The sequence below is a fragment of the Aminobacter sp. BA135 genome (genome assembly GCF_050859125.1).
Lineage (GTDB): Bacteria > Pseudomonadota > Alphaproteobacteria > Rhizobiales > Rhizobiaceae > Aminobacter > Aminobacter ciceronei.
This window is the reverse complement of sequence record NZ_CP139573.1, coordinates 490048-506291: the sequence shown is the minus strand read 5'-3', so window position 1 is coordinate 506291 and position 16244 is coordinate 490048. Positions and strand designations below refer to the sequence as shown.

Annotated in this window: 6 protein-coding genes and 3 pseudogenes; 7 read left to right on the top strand and 2 right to left on the bottom strand. The window is 59.3% G+C overall.

Going from position 1 to position 16244, the window contains the following annotated elements; genetic code table 11:
* Positions 1-6: 6 nt before the first annotated feature.
* On the bottom strand, positions 7-381 hold the full coding sequence (locus tag SLT36_RS30300; protein WP_432288799.1) for a hypothetical protein: 375 nt from the start codon (positions 379-381) through the stop codon (positions 7-9).
* Positions 382-6411, bottom strand: a complete 6030-nt coding sequence (locus SLT36_RS30295; protein ID WP_432288798.1) for an RHS repeat-associated core domain-containing protein — start codon at positions 6409-6411, stop codon at positions 382-384.
* Between the two features lie 317 nt (positions 6412-6728).
* Here SLT36_RS30295 and SLT36_RS30290 point away from each other — a divergent pair.
* The 7 genes and pseudogenes from SLT36_RS30290 to SLT36_RS30260 all read left to right on the top strand — a co-directional run.
* Positions 6729-7342, top strand: a pseudogene (locus SLT36_RS30290) (IS256 family transposase); the annotation flags it as partial.
* A 12-nt stretch (positions 7343-7354) separates the two neighbouring features.
* Complete coding sequence (locus tag SLT36_RS30285) at positions 7355-7642, top strand: hypothetical protein (RefSeq protein WP_432288797.1); 288 nt, start codon at positions 7355-7357, stop codon at positions 7640-7642.
* Positions 7643-7661: 19 nt separating this feature from the next.
* Positions 7662-8093, top strand: coding sequence for a hypothetical protein (locus tag SLT36_RS30280; protein WP_432288796.1), 432 nt, complete (start codon positions 7662-7664; stop codon positions 8091-8093).
* A 14-nt stretch (positions 8094-8107) separates the two neighbouring features.
* Positions 8108-8590 (top strand): annotated as a pseudogene (gene tnpA / locus SLT36_RS30275) (IS66-like element accessory protein TnpA); the annotation flags it as partial.
* A 124-nt stretch (positions 8591-8714) separates the two neighbouring features.
* The gene (gene tnpB / locus SLT36_RS30270; RefSeq protein WP_432288794.1) at positions 8715-8888 is read left to right on the top strand and encodes an IS66 family insertion sequence element accessory protein TnpB; all 174 of its coding nucleotides are present in this window, start codon (positions 8715-8717) and stop codon (positions 8886-8888) included.
* A gap of 150 nt (positions 8889-9038) precedes the next feature.
* Positions 9039-9651 (top strand): annotated as a pseudogene (locus tag SLT36_RS30265) (IS66 family transposase); the annotation flags it as partial.
* Between the two features lie 366 nt (positions 9652-10017).
* Positions 10018-16242: an RHS repeat-associated core domain-containing protein gene (locus SLT36_RS30260; protein ID WP_432288793.1), complete on the top strand. Its 6225-nt coding sequence runs from the start codon at positions 10018-10020 to the stop codon at positions 16240-16242.
* Positions 16243-16244 lie beyond the last annotated feature (2 nt).

Below are 16244 nucleotides of genomic sequence, written 5' to 3'. Positions count from 1 at the left end.
CTAATCTTATCTATCAGGTAACGCGCTCCAAGCGGCAACATCATCGATGGCAGACTTCACCCACTCCCAAAAGGTCGGATACGTCTCGATTATTTCATAGCCGCCGCTGGTCCAGCCTTGGATCGTTACAACCTCCAAGGCATTTCCTGACCCCGCTTTCAGGCAAGCAAGATCATCGCAGTCTTGTCTGCGCGCAAAAACCAAGAGCGGAGCCTCGCTGGGCCCAGCCGGCCAATGCTCTGCAACAAAAAATTGGCGCTCCTGAGGCTCAAAAAACCACGGTTGTAGGGCCGTAAATGGCTCGAAGCCCACAAGGCCTCGATCTATCAGCCAACGATAGCCGGAGTATTTTTCTATCAGCTCACTCTTATTCGGATTCATTTAATTCCCTCTCGGAAGGCGTGGAGGAGTCGTGGTGCCGGTAGACGAAAGCGGAGGCCGTTGATTACCCGCTCTATATGCCGCAGCTTCTCCCCATGTTGTAGCTTTCCCGAAGCGCGCATTCATGCTCGTTGGCAACGAAGCGCCCGGAAGATGCACGCGTGCTGGTATGTTCGTGATGCCATATTCAAGAGCAATAGCAGCGCGCGTATGATCGAGAGTGGTCAACCCGTCGGCTGTCCTAACAACATCGATAGGCTCAAGAGGATAGGCATTATAGGTGCTGGAGGGATTTAGACGTTCCCTCCAAATTGAGGCGCGCCCACTGCCGCCTGCGCTAGTCTGAGTCCATCTCAGTTCAGCGGGATTGATGAGTTTTACCGCAGCACTTTCTGCGGCCGAAGCAGCCGCGCTCGCTGGCGTTATGGGTCTAGATAGGATTCCTGCACGGATGGTGCCACCCAGGCCTGCGAGCCGGCCTGTTCCCTGTGCAACGGCGCCTGTCAGTGCGCCGGGCGGCCCCATACCAGCAGCGGTCATGGCGAAGTTGTCAAGGGCGGGTGAATACGGCGCTGCAGAGGCAGCTATATCAATGACAGGGTTCACAATCGTATTTACCCCTGAACCTAATGAGTTCAGGAAAACATCAGCAGAGCGAGAGCCTGTGTTGAATGCCGGGACAGCGCCCGGTGCCCAATATCCAGGATCACCCGCAGCATGCCCATTTGGATCTGACTTGTTGACGGGATCGTTCTGGGCGTAGGCGTAGCGGTTTGTGCCGACGCCAGGCTTTGTCGGGTCCCAGTCATCGGGCGAGATGAAGCGGCCGAGAATGGGGTCCAGGTAGCGGGCGTTGAGATAGATCAGGCCCGTTTCAGGATCGTGGCGCTCGCCGATGTAGCCCTTCTGGGTCTGGAAGCCTGAGGCCAGGCGTTCGCCATAAGCAGCGTAGCCGGTTGCCTCGACGGTGGCGCCGGTCGCATCGGTGACCTGCCGCACCGAGGCGAGATGGTCGCGGTGCAGGTATTGTTTTGCCTGGCCGGTGACCTTCACGTCGGGATGCGGGTAGCGGGTGTAGACCTCGGCCCCTTGTGTTGCCGGATCGATCTCGACAGATGCATCGGGATAAAGCGTTGAGGCAAAGGCCGACTGCTTCTTGGCCCTGGCGCCATCGGGGCCATAGAACAGGTTGACGGTGTTGGAGGCGAGCGTCACCTGCTTCAGCCGGTTGGCCTCGTCCCAGACCAGCGCCCGGCTGCCATCGGCGACCATGTTGCCATTGGCATCGTAGCTGAGTGCGAGTGCTCCGACCGTCAGCGGCGCATGCGGCCTTGGGGCAGTCGGTGCGGGATAGATATAAGTTCCCGCCACCCGGCTGCGTGAGAGCATGTTGTCGTTGGCGGCATAGACAAAGGTCTCGTCGAGGCTGTTGTCACCAAGATTGTCGGCGCTCAGCAGGCGGTCGAGGCTGTCATAATCATAGTTCCAGCTCTCCGCCGGCGTCAGCCCTGCGATCGCGGTGATGCGGCCAAGGGCATCACGGCTGTACTGACTGTCCATCAGCACCGTGGCACCCTTTGACGTAGTCACCCTGTTGAGCCAGCGCCGGGTCGGCGAATAGGTGAAGGTGGTCTTGACGCCGTTGGCGTAGGTGATCTCCTTGGTCTGACCATCGGCCTCGCTGATGGTCGAGACGATCGTGTCGGGGATCGCCGTCAGCGCATTGGCGGCACTGTATTGCCAGCGGTTAGACGCGCTGCCGATGTCGAGCGGTCCGGGCAGATACTGGGTCCAGACCGTCTGGCCCGAGGCATCGCGTCCAGTGACTGTGGTGTGTGTCAACCCGTCGATGGTTGTCGCCTGGCTCGCCACCTTGCCAAAGCCGTCATAGCCGAAGACATGGGTGGCCGAAGCGTTCTGCGACCGGGTCAGCTGGCCGATGTTGTAGAAGCCAACTGCTGCCTCGTCATAGGCATTCTGGGCCAGGGTGACCGCAGTCCCGCCAGGGGCGGTTGCCTGCTTCGAAAGCATCCGGCCGAGCTGGTCGTAGCTCATGGTGGTGACGACACCACGTGCATCGGTCTGGCTGATCAGCCGGCTGCCCCCGTCATAGGCATAACTCCAAGCCCCGAGATCGGGATCGGAGGCCGTCAACCGGCGGCCAAGCAGGTCGTAGCTGTAGGCCCAGCTCGAGCCGGAATGGTCGGTCACCGCAATGAGCCGGCCGAGGGCGTCGTAGGCGCGGGTCTCGTTGATGCTTTGACCGGCAACATCACGCACGATCGCAGCAACGTCGCCGCGCGATGTGGTGGAGGTGATGGTCTGGCGTCCGAGCTCGTCGGTCAGCGTTGCCGCATAAAGCCTTGGGTTGACGGTGCCGCCGCTGTCGAGCCAGTGCACGATGGTGCGCTGGCTGTTGTCGGCATTGACCGTCTTCACCAGCCGGTCGGCCCAGTCATAGCTGTTGGCCGTCCACAACGCCGTCTCATTGGCAAAGCGCGGCAGGGCAATGCGCGCGACATTGCCACGGGCGTCGAACTCGGTGTCGACGATACGTTTAGCCCCTGCCGCCGTCTCACCCGGTGTCTCGACCCGCCAGACCCGGCCAAGGCCGTCGTAATAGGAGCGGGTGAACTGCTCGCCAGCACCATTGGGCAGCGGCGACGAGATCACCAGCGCCTGGGTCAGCGGATTGCCTTCATTCTCGAAGCGGGTCTTGCCGTAGCTGCCGGTCAAGGCAACCGCCGTGTCATAGGGCCGGCAGAACGCATCATAGGTGTAGGTCTGGACGATGCCGTTGGGGTCAGTCCTGCTTGCTGGCTGACCGCACACCGCATCATAGGTGGCGGTCGAGACAAAGCGGGCATCGGCGGGCTGGCCACCGGTGGCAAAGTACTTCGGGCCGCGCTCGGTTACCGGATAGAGGTGGTAGGTCGCATCATAGTCCCACTCGGTGCGGTTGCCCGCACCGTCGACAGCGGCGATCTTGTTGCCGTAGCTGTCGTAGCTGAAGTACTCGTTCATGCCTATCGACGGCGCGATAGCGCTAAAGCTGGCTTTCCATGTCAGGTTGCCCTTAGCAGGCACTGCCCAGACATCGGTGTTGCCGTCATAGTAGTTGTGGCTGTAGCTCACGAAAGGGTCTGTAGCGGTGAAGCTGGCCCGAGCCCGCTCGGCGATCAGGGCCGAGACAATGTAGGACGACGTGTTGGGCGAGAAGTAGCGCTCGGTCCAGATCTCGTCGCCACTCACCGCGGGCCGGCCGTAATCCTTGATCTGGACGATGTTGTTGTAGGCGTCGAACACTCGCTCGACCTTCCAGCCAAGCCCGATGTTCTCCATGAAGGCCGTGTCGGTGACGGTGTTCTGGACCCAGTAGGGTTTGGTTGTCGCATTGACCGCATAGGTCTGTGTCGTCTCGCGCCTGATAACACCGGCGCCGTCCTTCTCGGTGACCTTCTCCGCCAGGCCATAACTCGCCAGATCCTGCCGATACGTCGTCTCGACCACTGGACGGCCGGTCTCGCCAGCGGCTGCGGGCCTTGTCTCCACCACTGTGCGGAAGCCGAGGAACCGCCGTGCCTTGGGATCATATTTGCCACCGGCATAGGCATAGTCAGTGACCGCTGCCGGCCCACCACGCCCGTCGCTTACCGAAAGCCTGGTCACAGTTTGTACTATCTGCGGCAGATATATATTCGCGAAACGAGTAGATGGAGTGTAATCAAATTTCGCGATGGCTCCCGCTTCCCCGACGACAGCCTTCAGCAGGTTCGTTGCCGAACGCTCAGGACTCGATACTGTGACTTTGAGCCGGCCATTAGAGTCGCGGGTCAAAAAGTCAGGTAAGCTATCGCCATTGAAGTCGCCGGTGAGAACGCTGCCTTGGCCGCTTATGCCGGTGGTCTTTGCCACCATGGTCGCCCCCGACAATTGAAAGAAAGCAAACTTGATAGGGCCGTGAATTGCGGCGGAATCGTTACTTGTATCCACGACGACGGCGTCTGCCTTGCCGTCGCCGTCGATGTCACGAAAGGCACCGGTGGCTCTAGGCGGACTGGCAAAGTTAGTATTTAGAACCTTAAATCCACTTCCCGTAGACAAGTAGAACACAACGGTCGGTTCGATGTACAAAACGAAATCCGAGGCGCCGTCGCCGTTCAGGTCCGCTACGGAACAAAATGAACCCGGCAGCGACATATAGCGGCACTTGGCTGCGATACTGGTTTTTTTGGTCCAGGCACCGGCGGCATATGAGTAGACTGAAGCATTACCATCGTGAACCAGAACCTGCTGATGGCCATCCCCTTTGAAATCGCCGGCACCAAGTATCATGGGGAAATTCGATTGGTAGGTGTGGGTATAAAGTGCCTCGATGCCATCCCCTTCGGGATCGACAGCGGTGCCTTGCCACCATGCCGATGGTATTTGATTGCAAACAGACGAAACCCCAGGAGGGCAATTGACCAACGTCGGATTGAGATTGGCGTCGATAGAGACATACCTCTTTCCAGTAGCTCCAGAGAATACTATCTGCTTAGTCGCTACATTGGGGTCCAACCGGCCAACAGACACACCTCGTTTTGTGTCTACATTAGCTATTCGCGCGATGCTCGTCAAATTGCCGTTCTTGTCAAATCTGCCGACATCTATATTGTTGTTCGCTATCGAGGCGCTGTAGTATTCGTCGTATCCGTCAAGGTTTAGATCATCAATCCTGGAAAAAGATACAGTGCCGCTCGCCCCGCCATCGAGGCGCGTATAGGCAGGATCTACGTTCTGATATGAGAGCTGAGCGACAACTTTGGAAACGCCGCCTGAAATCGCGCCAGCCAAAGAGACAGACGAGTCTGTCCCAAAGCGGGTGATTGTAGTCAGCCGCGACGTATTGGACATCGGTTCTTGATCGTAGATTAGCTTGTAAGCGGAACGTAGGTTGGTTCCAACCCTAACGCTGATCGTATTGATCCGTTGCTTGGTGACCGCAATGTCACGACCGTTGGCCATGAGGATAGCGTCCGGTCTTGCCTCGCGATAAAATGTGATGACGGTGCCATTGTAAGCAATTGTGTCTGGGTAACACACGGCCGTTCTCGGCGAGGTGGCAATCTCGGGGCAAGTGTATCTGTAAACAACAGTGTTGCCGCGGGTATCGCTGACGGATGTTAGCAACCAACGAGCATTCCGACCCAGATCAAATTCCGGCGTTCCGGTTGCTGGAGATGTGCCCGCGATTGCCGCAATCGTAGTGAAGGTTGAAACGGTTCCATTACGGTCCGTTACCCCCCATTCATTTACACCTGCCTTGAATGCAACGCGTCGGTAAGATTCGTTTTCAGTCGCATGACTGCCGCCAGTCGAGCATGATGGCGAGGTGACACCTGCAGTGCAAGGCACCAGTTCGACCCCATTGAGCAGATAAACGTCGTTCGCATCGAAGTTAGGCAGACCGTAGCCGGGGCTTGCCCGTTCGATGACATCGAAGCCCTCAATCCCCCAAGCATAACCAAGCCAACCTTGATAGCCGGCGCTCAACTTGGTCTTGCGGGAAGAGTTGTAGTTGAGGGCGATCGCTGGTTCGAGCCCGTGGAACGAAGGCACTTCGATGTCAAATCTATAGCTGAGATTGCCGTCACCACCTGACATATTAGGCAAGGTGACCTTCTCTGGCGGTGCCTTCAGTTGATCCGACGGAGCCCCGGCGGCGGCCGCGCTTACCGCGATTGCGTTGTCGCCTTTCTGCTCCATCTCAGCAGGCTTACTTTTGCTGTTAGCTGCGGGGTCCGCCGCCTTACTATTATCGGTGGTAGCCCCAGCTGACGTTCTTTCGGCCTCGACCCCTCCTATTGCGACAGGGCCAAAAGAAGCGCCGCTATTGCCTAGGTCAGTTGATTGTTCAAAATTAGGTGTTGGCCCCACTGCCTCTGCTGCCCATGCGGCAGGGCCGACGAAGCCAGTTACAAAAGATAATGGACTTAGGCCGGCGATAGCCGTTACAAAGGTCGCGACACCCAAAAGACTACTCTTCATGCCCCACCCTCCGGGTAGAATTGACTAAAGAAGTATTCGAAAATTCTAAAGTAGCGATTTCGATGTATTGGAATCGCTTATGATCATATAGTTCGTATGTCGATCTTGAATTCTCGAAATGTCAAGTAGTGTCTAGGTGTTGAACTTATTAGTCCGCAGCCCCGTTTCGATACGCTGTGCGAGCTGCAGTCACACGCGAGGTCGATGTCTCACAATCTTACCTAGCTATGGAAATGCCCAAGGCAGGATCGGGGCGACAGTTGGCTGACTGCTGCCTGGCATTTTGATAACGGATAGGAAGCGGATTGGCAGCTTCGTCGGTCGGCACATCCGAAGCCGAGCCGATCTGGACGGAGTTCCTGCGCAAGCTGACCCGGCGCGGCCTGCGCGGCGTCAAGCTCGTCGTCTCCGACGCCCCGAGGGCCTCAAGGCCGCCGTCACCAAGGTGCTGTCGGCGACGTGGCAACGCTGTCGGGTGCACTTTATGAGGAACGTGCTGGCGCACGCCGGAAAGAGCGGACGGCGCGTCGTCTCGGCCTTCATCGCCACCGCCTTCGCCCAGGAGACCGCAGAGGCTGCGAGCGTGCAATGGCGGGCGGTGTCGGATCAGATCCGGCCGAAGGTGCCGAAGCTCGCGACAATCATGGACGACGCCGAGCCGGACGTGCTGGCCTACATGACCTTCCCGAAGGAACACCGCGCCAAACTGCATTCCACGAATCCGATCGAGCGTCTCAATGGTGAGATCAAGCGGCGCACCGAGGTCGTCGGCATCTTTCCCAACGACGATGCGATCGTGCGTCTCGTTGGCGCTCTGCTGCTTGAACAGAACGATGAATGGGCCGTCCAGCGGGCCCGCTACATGACGCTGGAAACGATCAGCCAGATGAGCGATGATCCGCTCATCAGCCTGCCGGCAGTGGCGCGCTGATGAGCCCGGCCCATGCCGGAGAGCACGGCGACCAAAGCCGTCAGCTACACCACGCCCCGGGACACGATCTACCAAAACGCCTCGACGCTCAATAGAACTTTAACCAGCTATGTCGATAAAGTGGCGGGCTTTCAGGGGCAAACTTGGGCTGGTGTTAGCATTCGATCACAGGATATTACGGCGCGCTCGCTCGACCTTGCGATTCCCCATGGTGGATCGGCGGCTCAACAGCGTATCATCGATCAATCGGTTAAGTACGGAGCCTCGCGCGGCGTCACCGTTAATGTCATAACCCCGTAAATGAGGCGAACCTGATCCAATGAAAGCTGCAACAATCTATGAGCGTAAGGGCAAGTTGTACGTCCATAGCTCTTCAAAAACGACCGCAGGACTTTGGGTTATTAATGCCCCTGTTTTGGCCCTTGAAATGGAAGATATCGGTCAGGTAGGACGCTCAATTAAGGAGTGTCTGGCCGCATCCCGCGAAGGCGTCCCTCACCCAGTGTCGTTCACAAATCTCTTCGATCCGGTGCTCGATCTTGCGGGTGTCAAATCGTTCGGTACGTTCGTGAAATCGGCGAAATGCGTCGAGATCGAGGCAAATGACGCTGAGACCGTGACATTGATCCCGACACGAAATGAAGGGGCCGATGGCGGGTTCGTTCCGCTACCCAACCGGACGGAAACTACTCTAGGTTCCGATGAGGCAATGGGTTCTGCGGCGGTCGCGGCGCTTGCCATGTCAGTGTGAAGAGAATGTAAGCGGTGTTTCCGGACCACCTTTCGGGAGTGGTCACGATCTGTGAGGTTGCCGATCCTGTATTGGGATCGGAGATCGGCTTGTGTCTGGACTTGACCTTACGCGTGCCCCCGGAGCGGCAGCTTCGGCGTTTCGAGGTGATCAACGTTGCCGCCGGGCGGCGTCACTGGTCTGTGGATGACAAGGCGCGGATCATCGCGGAGACGCTGGGTCCGAACGCAATCATTTCCGAGGTCGCCCGTCGGTATGGCCTCAGGCCGCAGCAGGTCTTCGCCTGGCGCCGCGAAGCGCGCAAACAGGCCGTCTCGGTGCAGAAAGATTCTCCTGCCTTTGTGCCGGCGGTTTTGGCAGCGGTGGAACCTGTGGCCAGCCGTTCACCGAAGCAGCGGAAGCGGCAAGCCACCCGAGATACCGGCATGATCGAGCTTGAGATCGACGGCATCGCGATGCGCGTCGGTCGGGGCGCCGATACCAAGACGGTGGCGGCAGTGATCCGAGCTGAAGGCGACGTCGTGATAGAGTCGACGGGGGCGGTCAAGGTCATGGTGGCGACGAAGCCCGTTGACTTCCGCAAGGGTGCGGAGGAATTGGCGGCGCTGGGTGCGAGAGACAATGGGGGCCGACCCGTTCAGCGGGGCCGTCTACGTCCGGGCGAAGCGGACAGGCCGGATCAAGCTGATCTTCTGGGACGGCACCGGGGTTTGCCTATATGCCAAGCGTTTGGATGATGGGGAGTTCCGCTGGCCGAAAGTGCATGACGGCGCGATGCGGCTGACGGCCGCGTAACTGTCGGCGCTACTCGAAGGGCTCGCCGGGCGGCGGGTCCACGTGGCGCGTCGCACCCGCGTTGCGGTTCAGGCGGGCTGACCCGCGACGAAGTGAATCAGCCCCGATTTCACTGTCGCGGGCTATCGGCGAATATGGTCTGATCCGGTCATGGCGATGACGGCTGACCAGCTTCCCGCCGATCCGGATGCGCTGAAGCCGATGGTCCTGGCGCGCGACGTCGAGAACGCCTGCCTGATCCAGATCATCAAGGAATTGCAGCGTCACCGCTTCGGCCGAAGAGCCGAGACTCTCCCCGAGGATCAGTTGCTGCTGGGGCTCGAAGAGGCCGCGCAGATCGAGGCGGCCTCCGAGGAAGAGAAGGAACAGTCCGATCCCGCCGCACTTCAGATCCGTGCTGCGAAACGGCGAACGAACCGCGGCGCGTTGCCACTGCATCTGCCACGCTCGGAGATAGTCGTCGACATCGAGGACCATGCCTGCCCGGGCTGCCGCACTGGCTTGCACCGGATCGGCGAAGACGTGAGCGAGCGGCTCGACATCGTGCCGGCGCAGTTGCGTGTGATCGTGGTGCGCCGACCCGCCGGGGGTCGCCTATGTCTATGCGCCGGACCGAAAGGCCGAGCGTCCGATCGCTCATCTTGCGGGCTTCACGGGAATCTCGCAGGTCGGCCGCTATGGCGGCTATCGAGTGCTGGCCGACAAAAGCGGCGTGACGCTCGCCTTCTGCTGGGCAGACGTGCGTTCCGGTTCATATCGGCTCCTGTTTGATTTGAACCAGAAGCGGGCTTGGTGAGAAAAGGCCGGTTGGAAAACGACCAATGGCGGGCATTCGACATTGCTGCAAAGGAGGATCAGCCTATGGATTATGACCGTGCCCAACTTGAGGTGGCATTCCAAACGAAGGTGCACTTGAAGTTCATGTTCTTCTGGGGGCACCAACCCGCTAATGATGGACGGCTTTGCGCTCATGAGTGCGCGGGATCATCTGCGGACTGACTGAGCGTAGCAGACCTCAAATCCGCCAGCCAAAAAATATAGCTGTGGATGTCATGGTTGTGTGATCGCGATCAGACAATTTGTGCGCGATGAGTGAGTAATCGTAAGCGCATCGCTGTCTGGGGGGGTCATGAAGCGTGGTCTAGTTGGCGCGGCAGCTCTCGCTGCCAGTGTCTTTGGCGCTGATATTTCAGTAACGTCTTATGTATACGGCTCTGCTGGTCTTGCGGCTATGGCCCAGGACGCGTCATCTGGTTCGACCAATCTTTCCAAGCCTGCGACAGCGCCCGCCGGCTTCGGCAATAGCGGAGTTGGCTTTGCCTCAGATGGTGGTGCGGTTGTGGCGCCAGTGGCACGTGACGCGGATGCTAGCGGTAGCGCCGAGGCTGAGGGCGTGGGTGCTGCGCCGGGTCTAAGCAAAGAGCCAGATCTTGCCGGAGCCGACAAGGACAAGACGGGCAATCCTGCCAAGGACGCTGCCGAAGAGGCTGAGACGGCGAAGAAGCCGCTTGCGGCTGAACCCGAGGCAGCGGCCATGGCTGCGGCCACCACCACACCGGATGCGGTTGGCACCGTCGAGACCTCTGCCAAGGCTTCTATGCCCAACATCTCAGGAACCGGCAATCTGACCAGTGCCATCCCGCTTGATGTGCCTGGCTTCCGCGGTTTGGAGCCGTCGTTGGCGCTGACCTACGATTCCTCGCGCAAGACCAGGATCGGCGCCACCTATCAGGGCTGGCTCGGTTATGCCTGGGGCCTTGACGGCTTTGATGTCATCGAACGTGCCAGCGTCGGTTATGGCATCCCCGCCTTCGATGCAACTGACGTCTTCCTGTTCAATGGCATGGAGCTTGTGCCTTGTGCCGCAGGTGTCGTCTCGCCCTCCTGTGCCACCGGCGGCACGCACGCGACGGAGAATGAATCCTACCGCCGCATTGCCTTCAATGGCACGACCAACGAATGGAAGGTGACCGATCGTGACGGCACCGTCTCGACCTTTCGCTCGGTGGCGGCAGTCTCAAATGCAACCCCGGCTGCCGGCACCCCTGCCTATGACCTTGGTCAGAACTACCGCTGGCTGCTGACTGGGGTCACCGACACCAACAACAACAGTGTCGCCTACAGCTACAGCTGCTCCGACAGCCCGGTCTGTTATCCCGAGACGGTGAGCTACAACGGCACCGAGATCCGCTTTCATCGAGAGGTCAGGCCTGATTACATCCTGATGGCCAATGGCCATGACATCTCGCAGACGACCCAGCGCATCCGGACGATCTCGATCAAGGTCGGCGGTGTTCTCAAGGATGCCTATCAGCTCAGCTACAACCAGGCGCCGATGTCGAACACCTCGCGGCTGGCCCGTGTCGACCGCTATGGCCGCAATGCGACCGTCGCCCCAGACGGCACCATCTCAGGCGGCACGCAAAAGCTCGTCCAGCAGATGAATTATCAAGACGTCGAGACAAGCTATTCTGACCTACCAAGCGGTCTGTTGCCATTCACAGTAGGAACGCCTCCTCACGTTGTCGGCACCATTTGGACCAAAGGCGAACTTGATTCCCAACAGGATTTGAATTTTGACGGCAAAGACGAGTTGCTTGGCCAAACGACGCTCAGTAAATACAAGCAGGTCTATGAGGACGAGCGATATAGGCTCAAATGGGTCGACGAGCCTGGTGGCTATCAGTTTCAGCTCAATTTTGACAGCAACGGCACAGTCACCCGCCGCAATTCTACGTCGATCCACACCGGCACCACGGGTCGCTTTGACGCCACACGCAACTTCAAAGACGGCATCAGCTACACTCTACGTGAGTATCAGGTTCGGCGCGGCGACGACCACTATCCCGCATTCGACCTGAACCGGTACTACTGTAAGACTGGCTCGACTCTGGACTGTCCAAAAACATCGTGCAGTTCAGCTACGGGACCTCATGCGGCTGCCTGCAACGCACTGCCTGCGGAAGCCTGGCAGCGCCCCACTCGGCCTTCGACGCCAGCCACTTTCGTTTTTGATCCCGAAGGTGACGGAACCGACTCTGCCCACAGCGTTGCTTGGCTGAATTCGAACTGGCTCCCTATTGGGGTTGCGGATCTTCGCGGCAACGCGCGCCAGGCGATGCTCTTTCGCTATGGCGCCACTGGCATCATCAAGGCCGAACTCAATGGCGCTTGGAGCACCGGTTCTCTATCGAGCATAGATTGCAGCAACTACGGTTCGTCACAGCCTTTGCCTATGCCCAACTATTCATGTGCGTTGGCAGATGTAAACGGCGACGGGGCAACCGACGTCATCCAGTACTACCGGCCGGCTGCCGCGAATTCGCAGAACACAGCCTATGTGCATCTGTCCACCGGTCGCTCACTGAAACTGGTGAACACGTCGGCCTTGCCGGTCTATGGCGAGTTGGGGCGCATTCATGATGACTACGACAATGACGGCAAGGCCGATTTCCTGCTGGTCAACAGTCAGAAAAACATAAGCCTTCATGCTCTGCGCTTCGGCGCCCAGAACGCACTTGTTCAGTACACCCCATTTGCAATGACCGGTTACAAAGGTAGCGGCGATTTCAACGGTGATGGTCGCATCGACATCATCACTGGGGCCCAAACGGCCAAGCTGTCCGTTCCAAGTGCCGGCAATCCGAACCTGTTGCGCTCGATCACGACTGGCACTGGCGCGGTTGTTTCAGCCGAGTACACGCCATCGAGCCGTTGGGTGAACGACTACCTGCCAAACCTGATGCATGCGGTGACCAAGCTTTCGGTGAGCGACGGCCGCGGTGGACCGGCTGCGGTCACCGACTATGCTTATGCCGGTGGCAAATACGATCCCAAGGCAAGGCGCTTCCTGGGCTTCCGCACGGTGGTGGAGACAAAGCCTACCGCAGCCGGCGAGACCGGCCGGCCGTTGGTCGAGACGACCTATCGCCAGGATCTGGCGAGTTATGGCCTGGTCGCCTCGCGAGTGGAGAAAGACGGCGCCGGTGTTGCGCGCCGCAGCACGACCGAGACCTATGTCGTCAACGCGACGACCAAACCCTATTGGGCGCGGAACACCGCCACCGATACGACGTTGACCGAGAACATCGCGCTCGGCTGGAAAGTCGAGCGGGTGTTCGACACCTACAACAACATCGTCGAGATCAAGGATTACGGCCGGCCGGCGGTGAGCGGCGACGAGATCTGGACGAGGCGCTTCTTCGCACCCAACACGTCAGCCTATATCGTGTCGTTGCCGCGTGCCGAACTGGCGCATTCGGGGCTGGATACATCAGCTCCCTACATTCGCTACGGCCACAGCTTCTATGACGGCAACCACACCGACAATGCCGCGCCACCGACCAAGGGCAACCTGACCTGGGCGCATGCCTACACCAACACGGCGACGCATGCCTCGGTGAACGAGTATTTCAGCTACGACAGCTATGGCAACAAGATCGCCGCGGTCGATGGTGCGGGCAACCGCACCGAATGGGACTATGATGCGACCTATCACCTTTATCCGGTGACCGTGCGCGGGCCGAAGTATTTTGCCACTGGGAGCCAGCCGGCCGATGCCCGGTTCGTTTCGACCGCGACCTATGACGTGGTGTGCGGCCAGCCGGCGAGCAGGACAGACCCCAACGATATCGTCCAGACCTTCACCTATGATGCATTCTGCCGGCCCTATGACACGGCGGTTGCCTTGATCGGCAGCTACAGCAAGAGTCGCTTCGAGAATGAAGGCAATCCGCTGACCCAGGCGCTGGTGATCTCATCGCCGCTGCCCAACGGCGCAGGCGAGCAGTTCACCCGTTCCTATTACGACGGCCTTGGCCGGATCTGGCGGGTCGAGACACCGGGCGAGACGGCGGCGGGCGCCAAGCGTGTCGTCGACACCGAGTTCGATGCCCGCGGCAATGTCGCGCGCATCGCCCTGCCACGCTTTGCCAATGAGACCGCCCAGTGGACGGCCAACAGCTATGGCTGGGCCGACCGGCTGGTCAAGACGGTCAATCCCGACAACAGCCAGCGCACCATCGCCTATAGCCTCGACAGCGGTGCAAGCCCGAACCCCAGGCTTTATGCGGCAACAGTCACCGACGAGCTCGGGCGGCAAACGACAACCACGACCTCGTCACGGGGTGACGTGGTTGAGATCTTACGCGATGTTGGCGGCCTCGCCGTCACCGAGACCCGTGGCTATGACGCGCTCGGCCGCCTCATTGCGGTGACAGACCATTCCGGCTCGAGCTGGGCTTATACTTACGACCTGCTTGGCCGCAGGCTCACAGCCTCCGATCCCGATCTCGGGGCCTGGAGTTATGCCTATGACGGGGCTGGCCGGCTGATCAGCCAGACTGATGCGCGTGGTGTCGTCACCACCATGAGCTACGACCAGCTCGGCCGGATGCTTTCGAAGCAGGCAACCGCGCCTGGCGGGACTGCGGTCACCCTTGCCCAGAATACCTATGACGAGGCAGCCACAGGCTTCTACAACATCGGCCAGCTGACCCGATCGCAGAATGCCAGTTCCAGCCATGTCTTTGGCTATGACGGCTTTGGCAAGGTAGCGAGCCAGGCGACAACCATCGACGGCCTGACCCACACCACCGTCACTGGCCGTGATGCCTCGGGCCAGGCGGTGTGGACCCAGTATCTGCCCGGACCGCTCGACATCGGCAGTTCGACCAACCGCTGGCAATACAGTGCCGCCAATGCACTGACAGCGATCCCCGATGCGATCACCTCGACGCTGCGCGAGGCCGATGGCCAGACGAAGGAGATCACCTACGCCAACGGCGTCAAGACGACCTTCACCTATTCGCCAACCCGGCGCTGGCTCACCAGGGTGACGACGTCAAAGGGTGCAACGGTGCTGATGGACAGTCAGTACACGCGCGATGCCCTTGGCCGCATCACCGCGATCGCAGGGCTGACGCCGGCGGAGAGCTGGAGCTATGGCTATGACAGCCTCGACCGGCTGCTGAGTGCCGACAATCTTGGCAACAACAGTCTCGACGAGACCTTTGTCTATGCCGCCAACGACAACATGGTCTCTCGCAGCCGGGTGGCGGGAACTTATGTCTATCCCGCCCCGACTGCACCACGGCCGCATACGCCGCTGACGGTGGGTGCGCTGGCGCTCAGCTACGATGCCAATGGCAACATGGTCACCGATGGCAGCCGTGCGCTGGTCTGGGACGAGGCCAACCGGCTCAAGCAGGTGACGCTCGCTTCCAACACGGTCAACCTGTCCTACGGTCCTGATGGTGCGCGCACCAAGAAGGCATCGGCCTTTGCCACCACGCTTTATCCCGATGCAGCAACAGAGATCGATCCGGCAGTACAAGGGGCCGAGGTCTACACACGTTATCCGCATCCCGACGTGAAGGTCACGGGTCAGGTCAAACAGTTCTTGCACCGCGATCATCTTGCCTCGGTCAGGCTAGTCACCGATGCCACCGGCGCCACTGTCGAAGCCACGGGTTATGCTGCCTACGGCGAGCGCCTCGCCTCCGGCTTCCAGACCCAGAAGGGTTACATCGGTGAGCGCCACGATCCTGAGATGGGTCTGCTCTATCTCAACGCCCGCTACATGGACCCCGTGCTTGGCCGCTTCATCTCACCTGATGATTGGGACCCAACACAGCCAGGCGTCGGCACAAACAGATACGCCTACGCCCAGAATGATCCGGTGAACAAAGCCGATCCGAACGGGCATAGCGTTGTTGGTGACTTCTTCCGTGAAGTCGGCAAGGCTTTCGAACGCATTGGCAGCGCAATCCGTGACCTATTTGGAGGAGGAGGCGATAGAAACTCCGCTTCCAAGATTGAAACTGCATCCTACAAGAGAGACTATGGCCAAAAAGCTATTCCGCTCGGGCCGGGTATTCCTCTTCCAGAGGTGGCCGTGCCTGGGTCACCAGCAAACAAGAAATGGCAAAGGGACACCACATCCACGCTCGGGAGCCTGCTAAATGCTCTTGTTGACAGCCTAAAGCCACAACCAAAAACTGTGTATCGGGCCCTGCGGCCGGACGAGGTGCCGTTTCACATGGGGCTCAAGGCAAGGAATCCAGGAGCGAACATCACCCCCGACATGCACATAGCGTTCGATTGGTGGGACAGTCAGTGGATTTCTTCGTCCTATGACCGGATTGTGGCAGAGAGGTATGCGCAGAACCCTGGTTCAAGTGGTATAGTAGTCGAAATAGACCTCAATCGGGTTCAATCATACCGTGACTTTTCACAAGGTGGAACTGGACACCCTCGAGCCGACAGCTTAGCGATCGGCGACAAGGAAGTTCTAATCGAAGGACGAGTTGGACCGGAGGCGATAACGGGAAGCTTTGCCACGCGGAGAAAATAGAG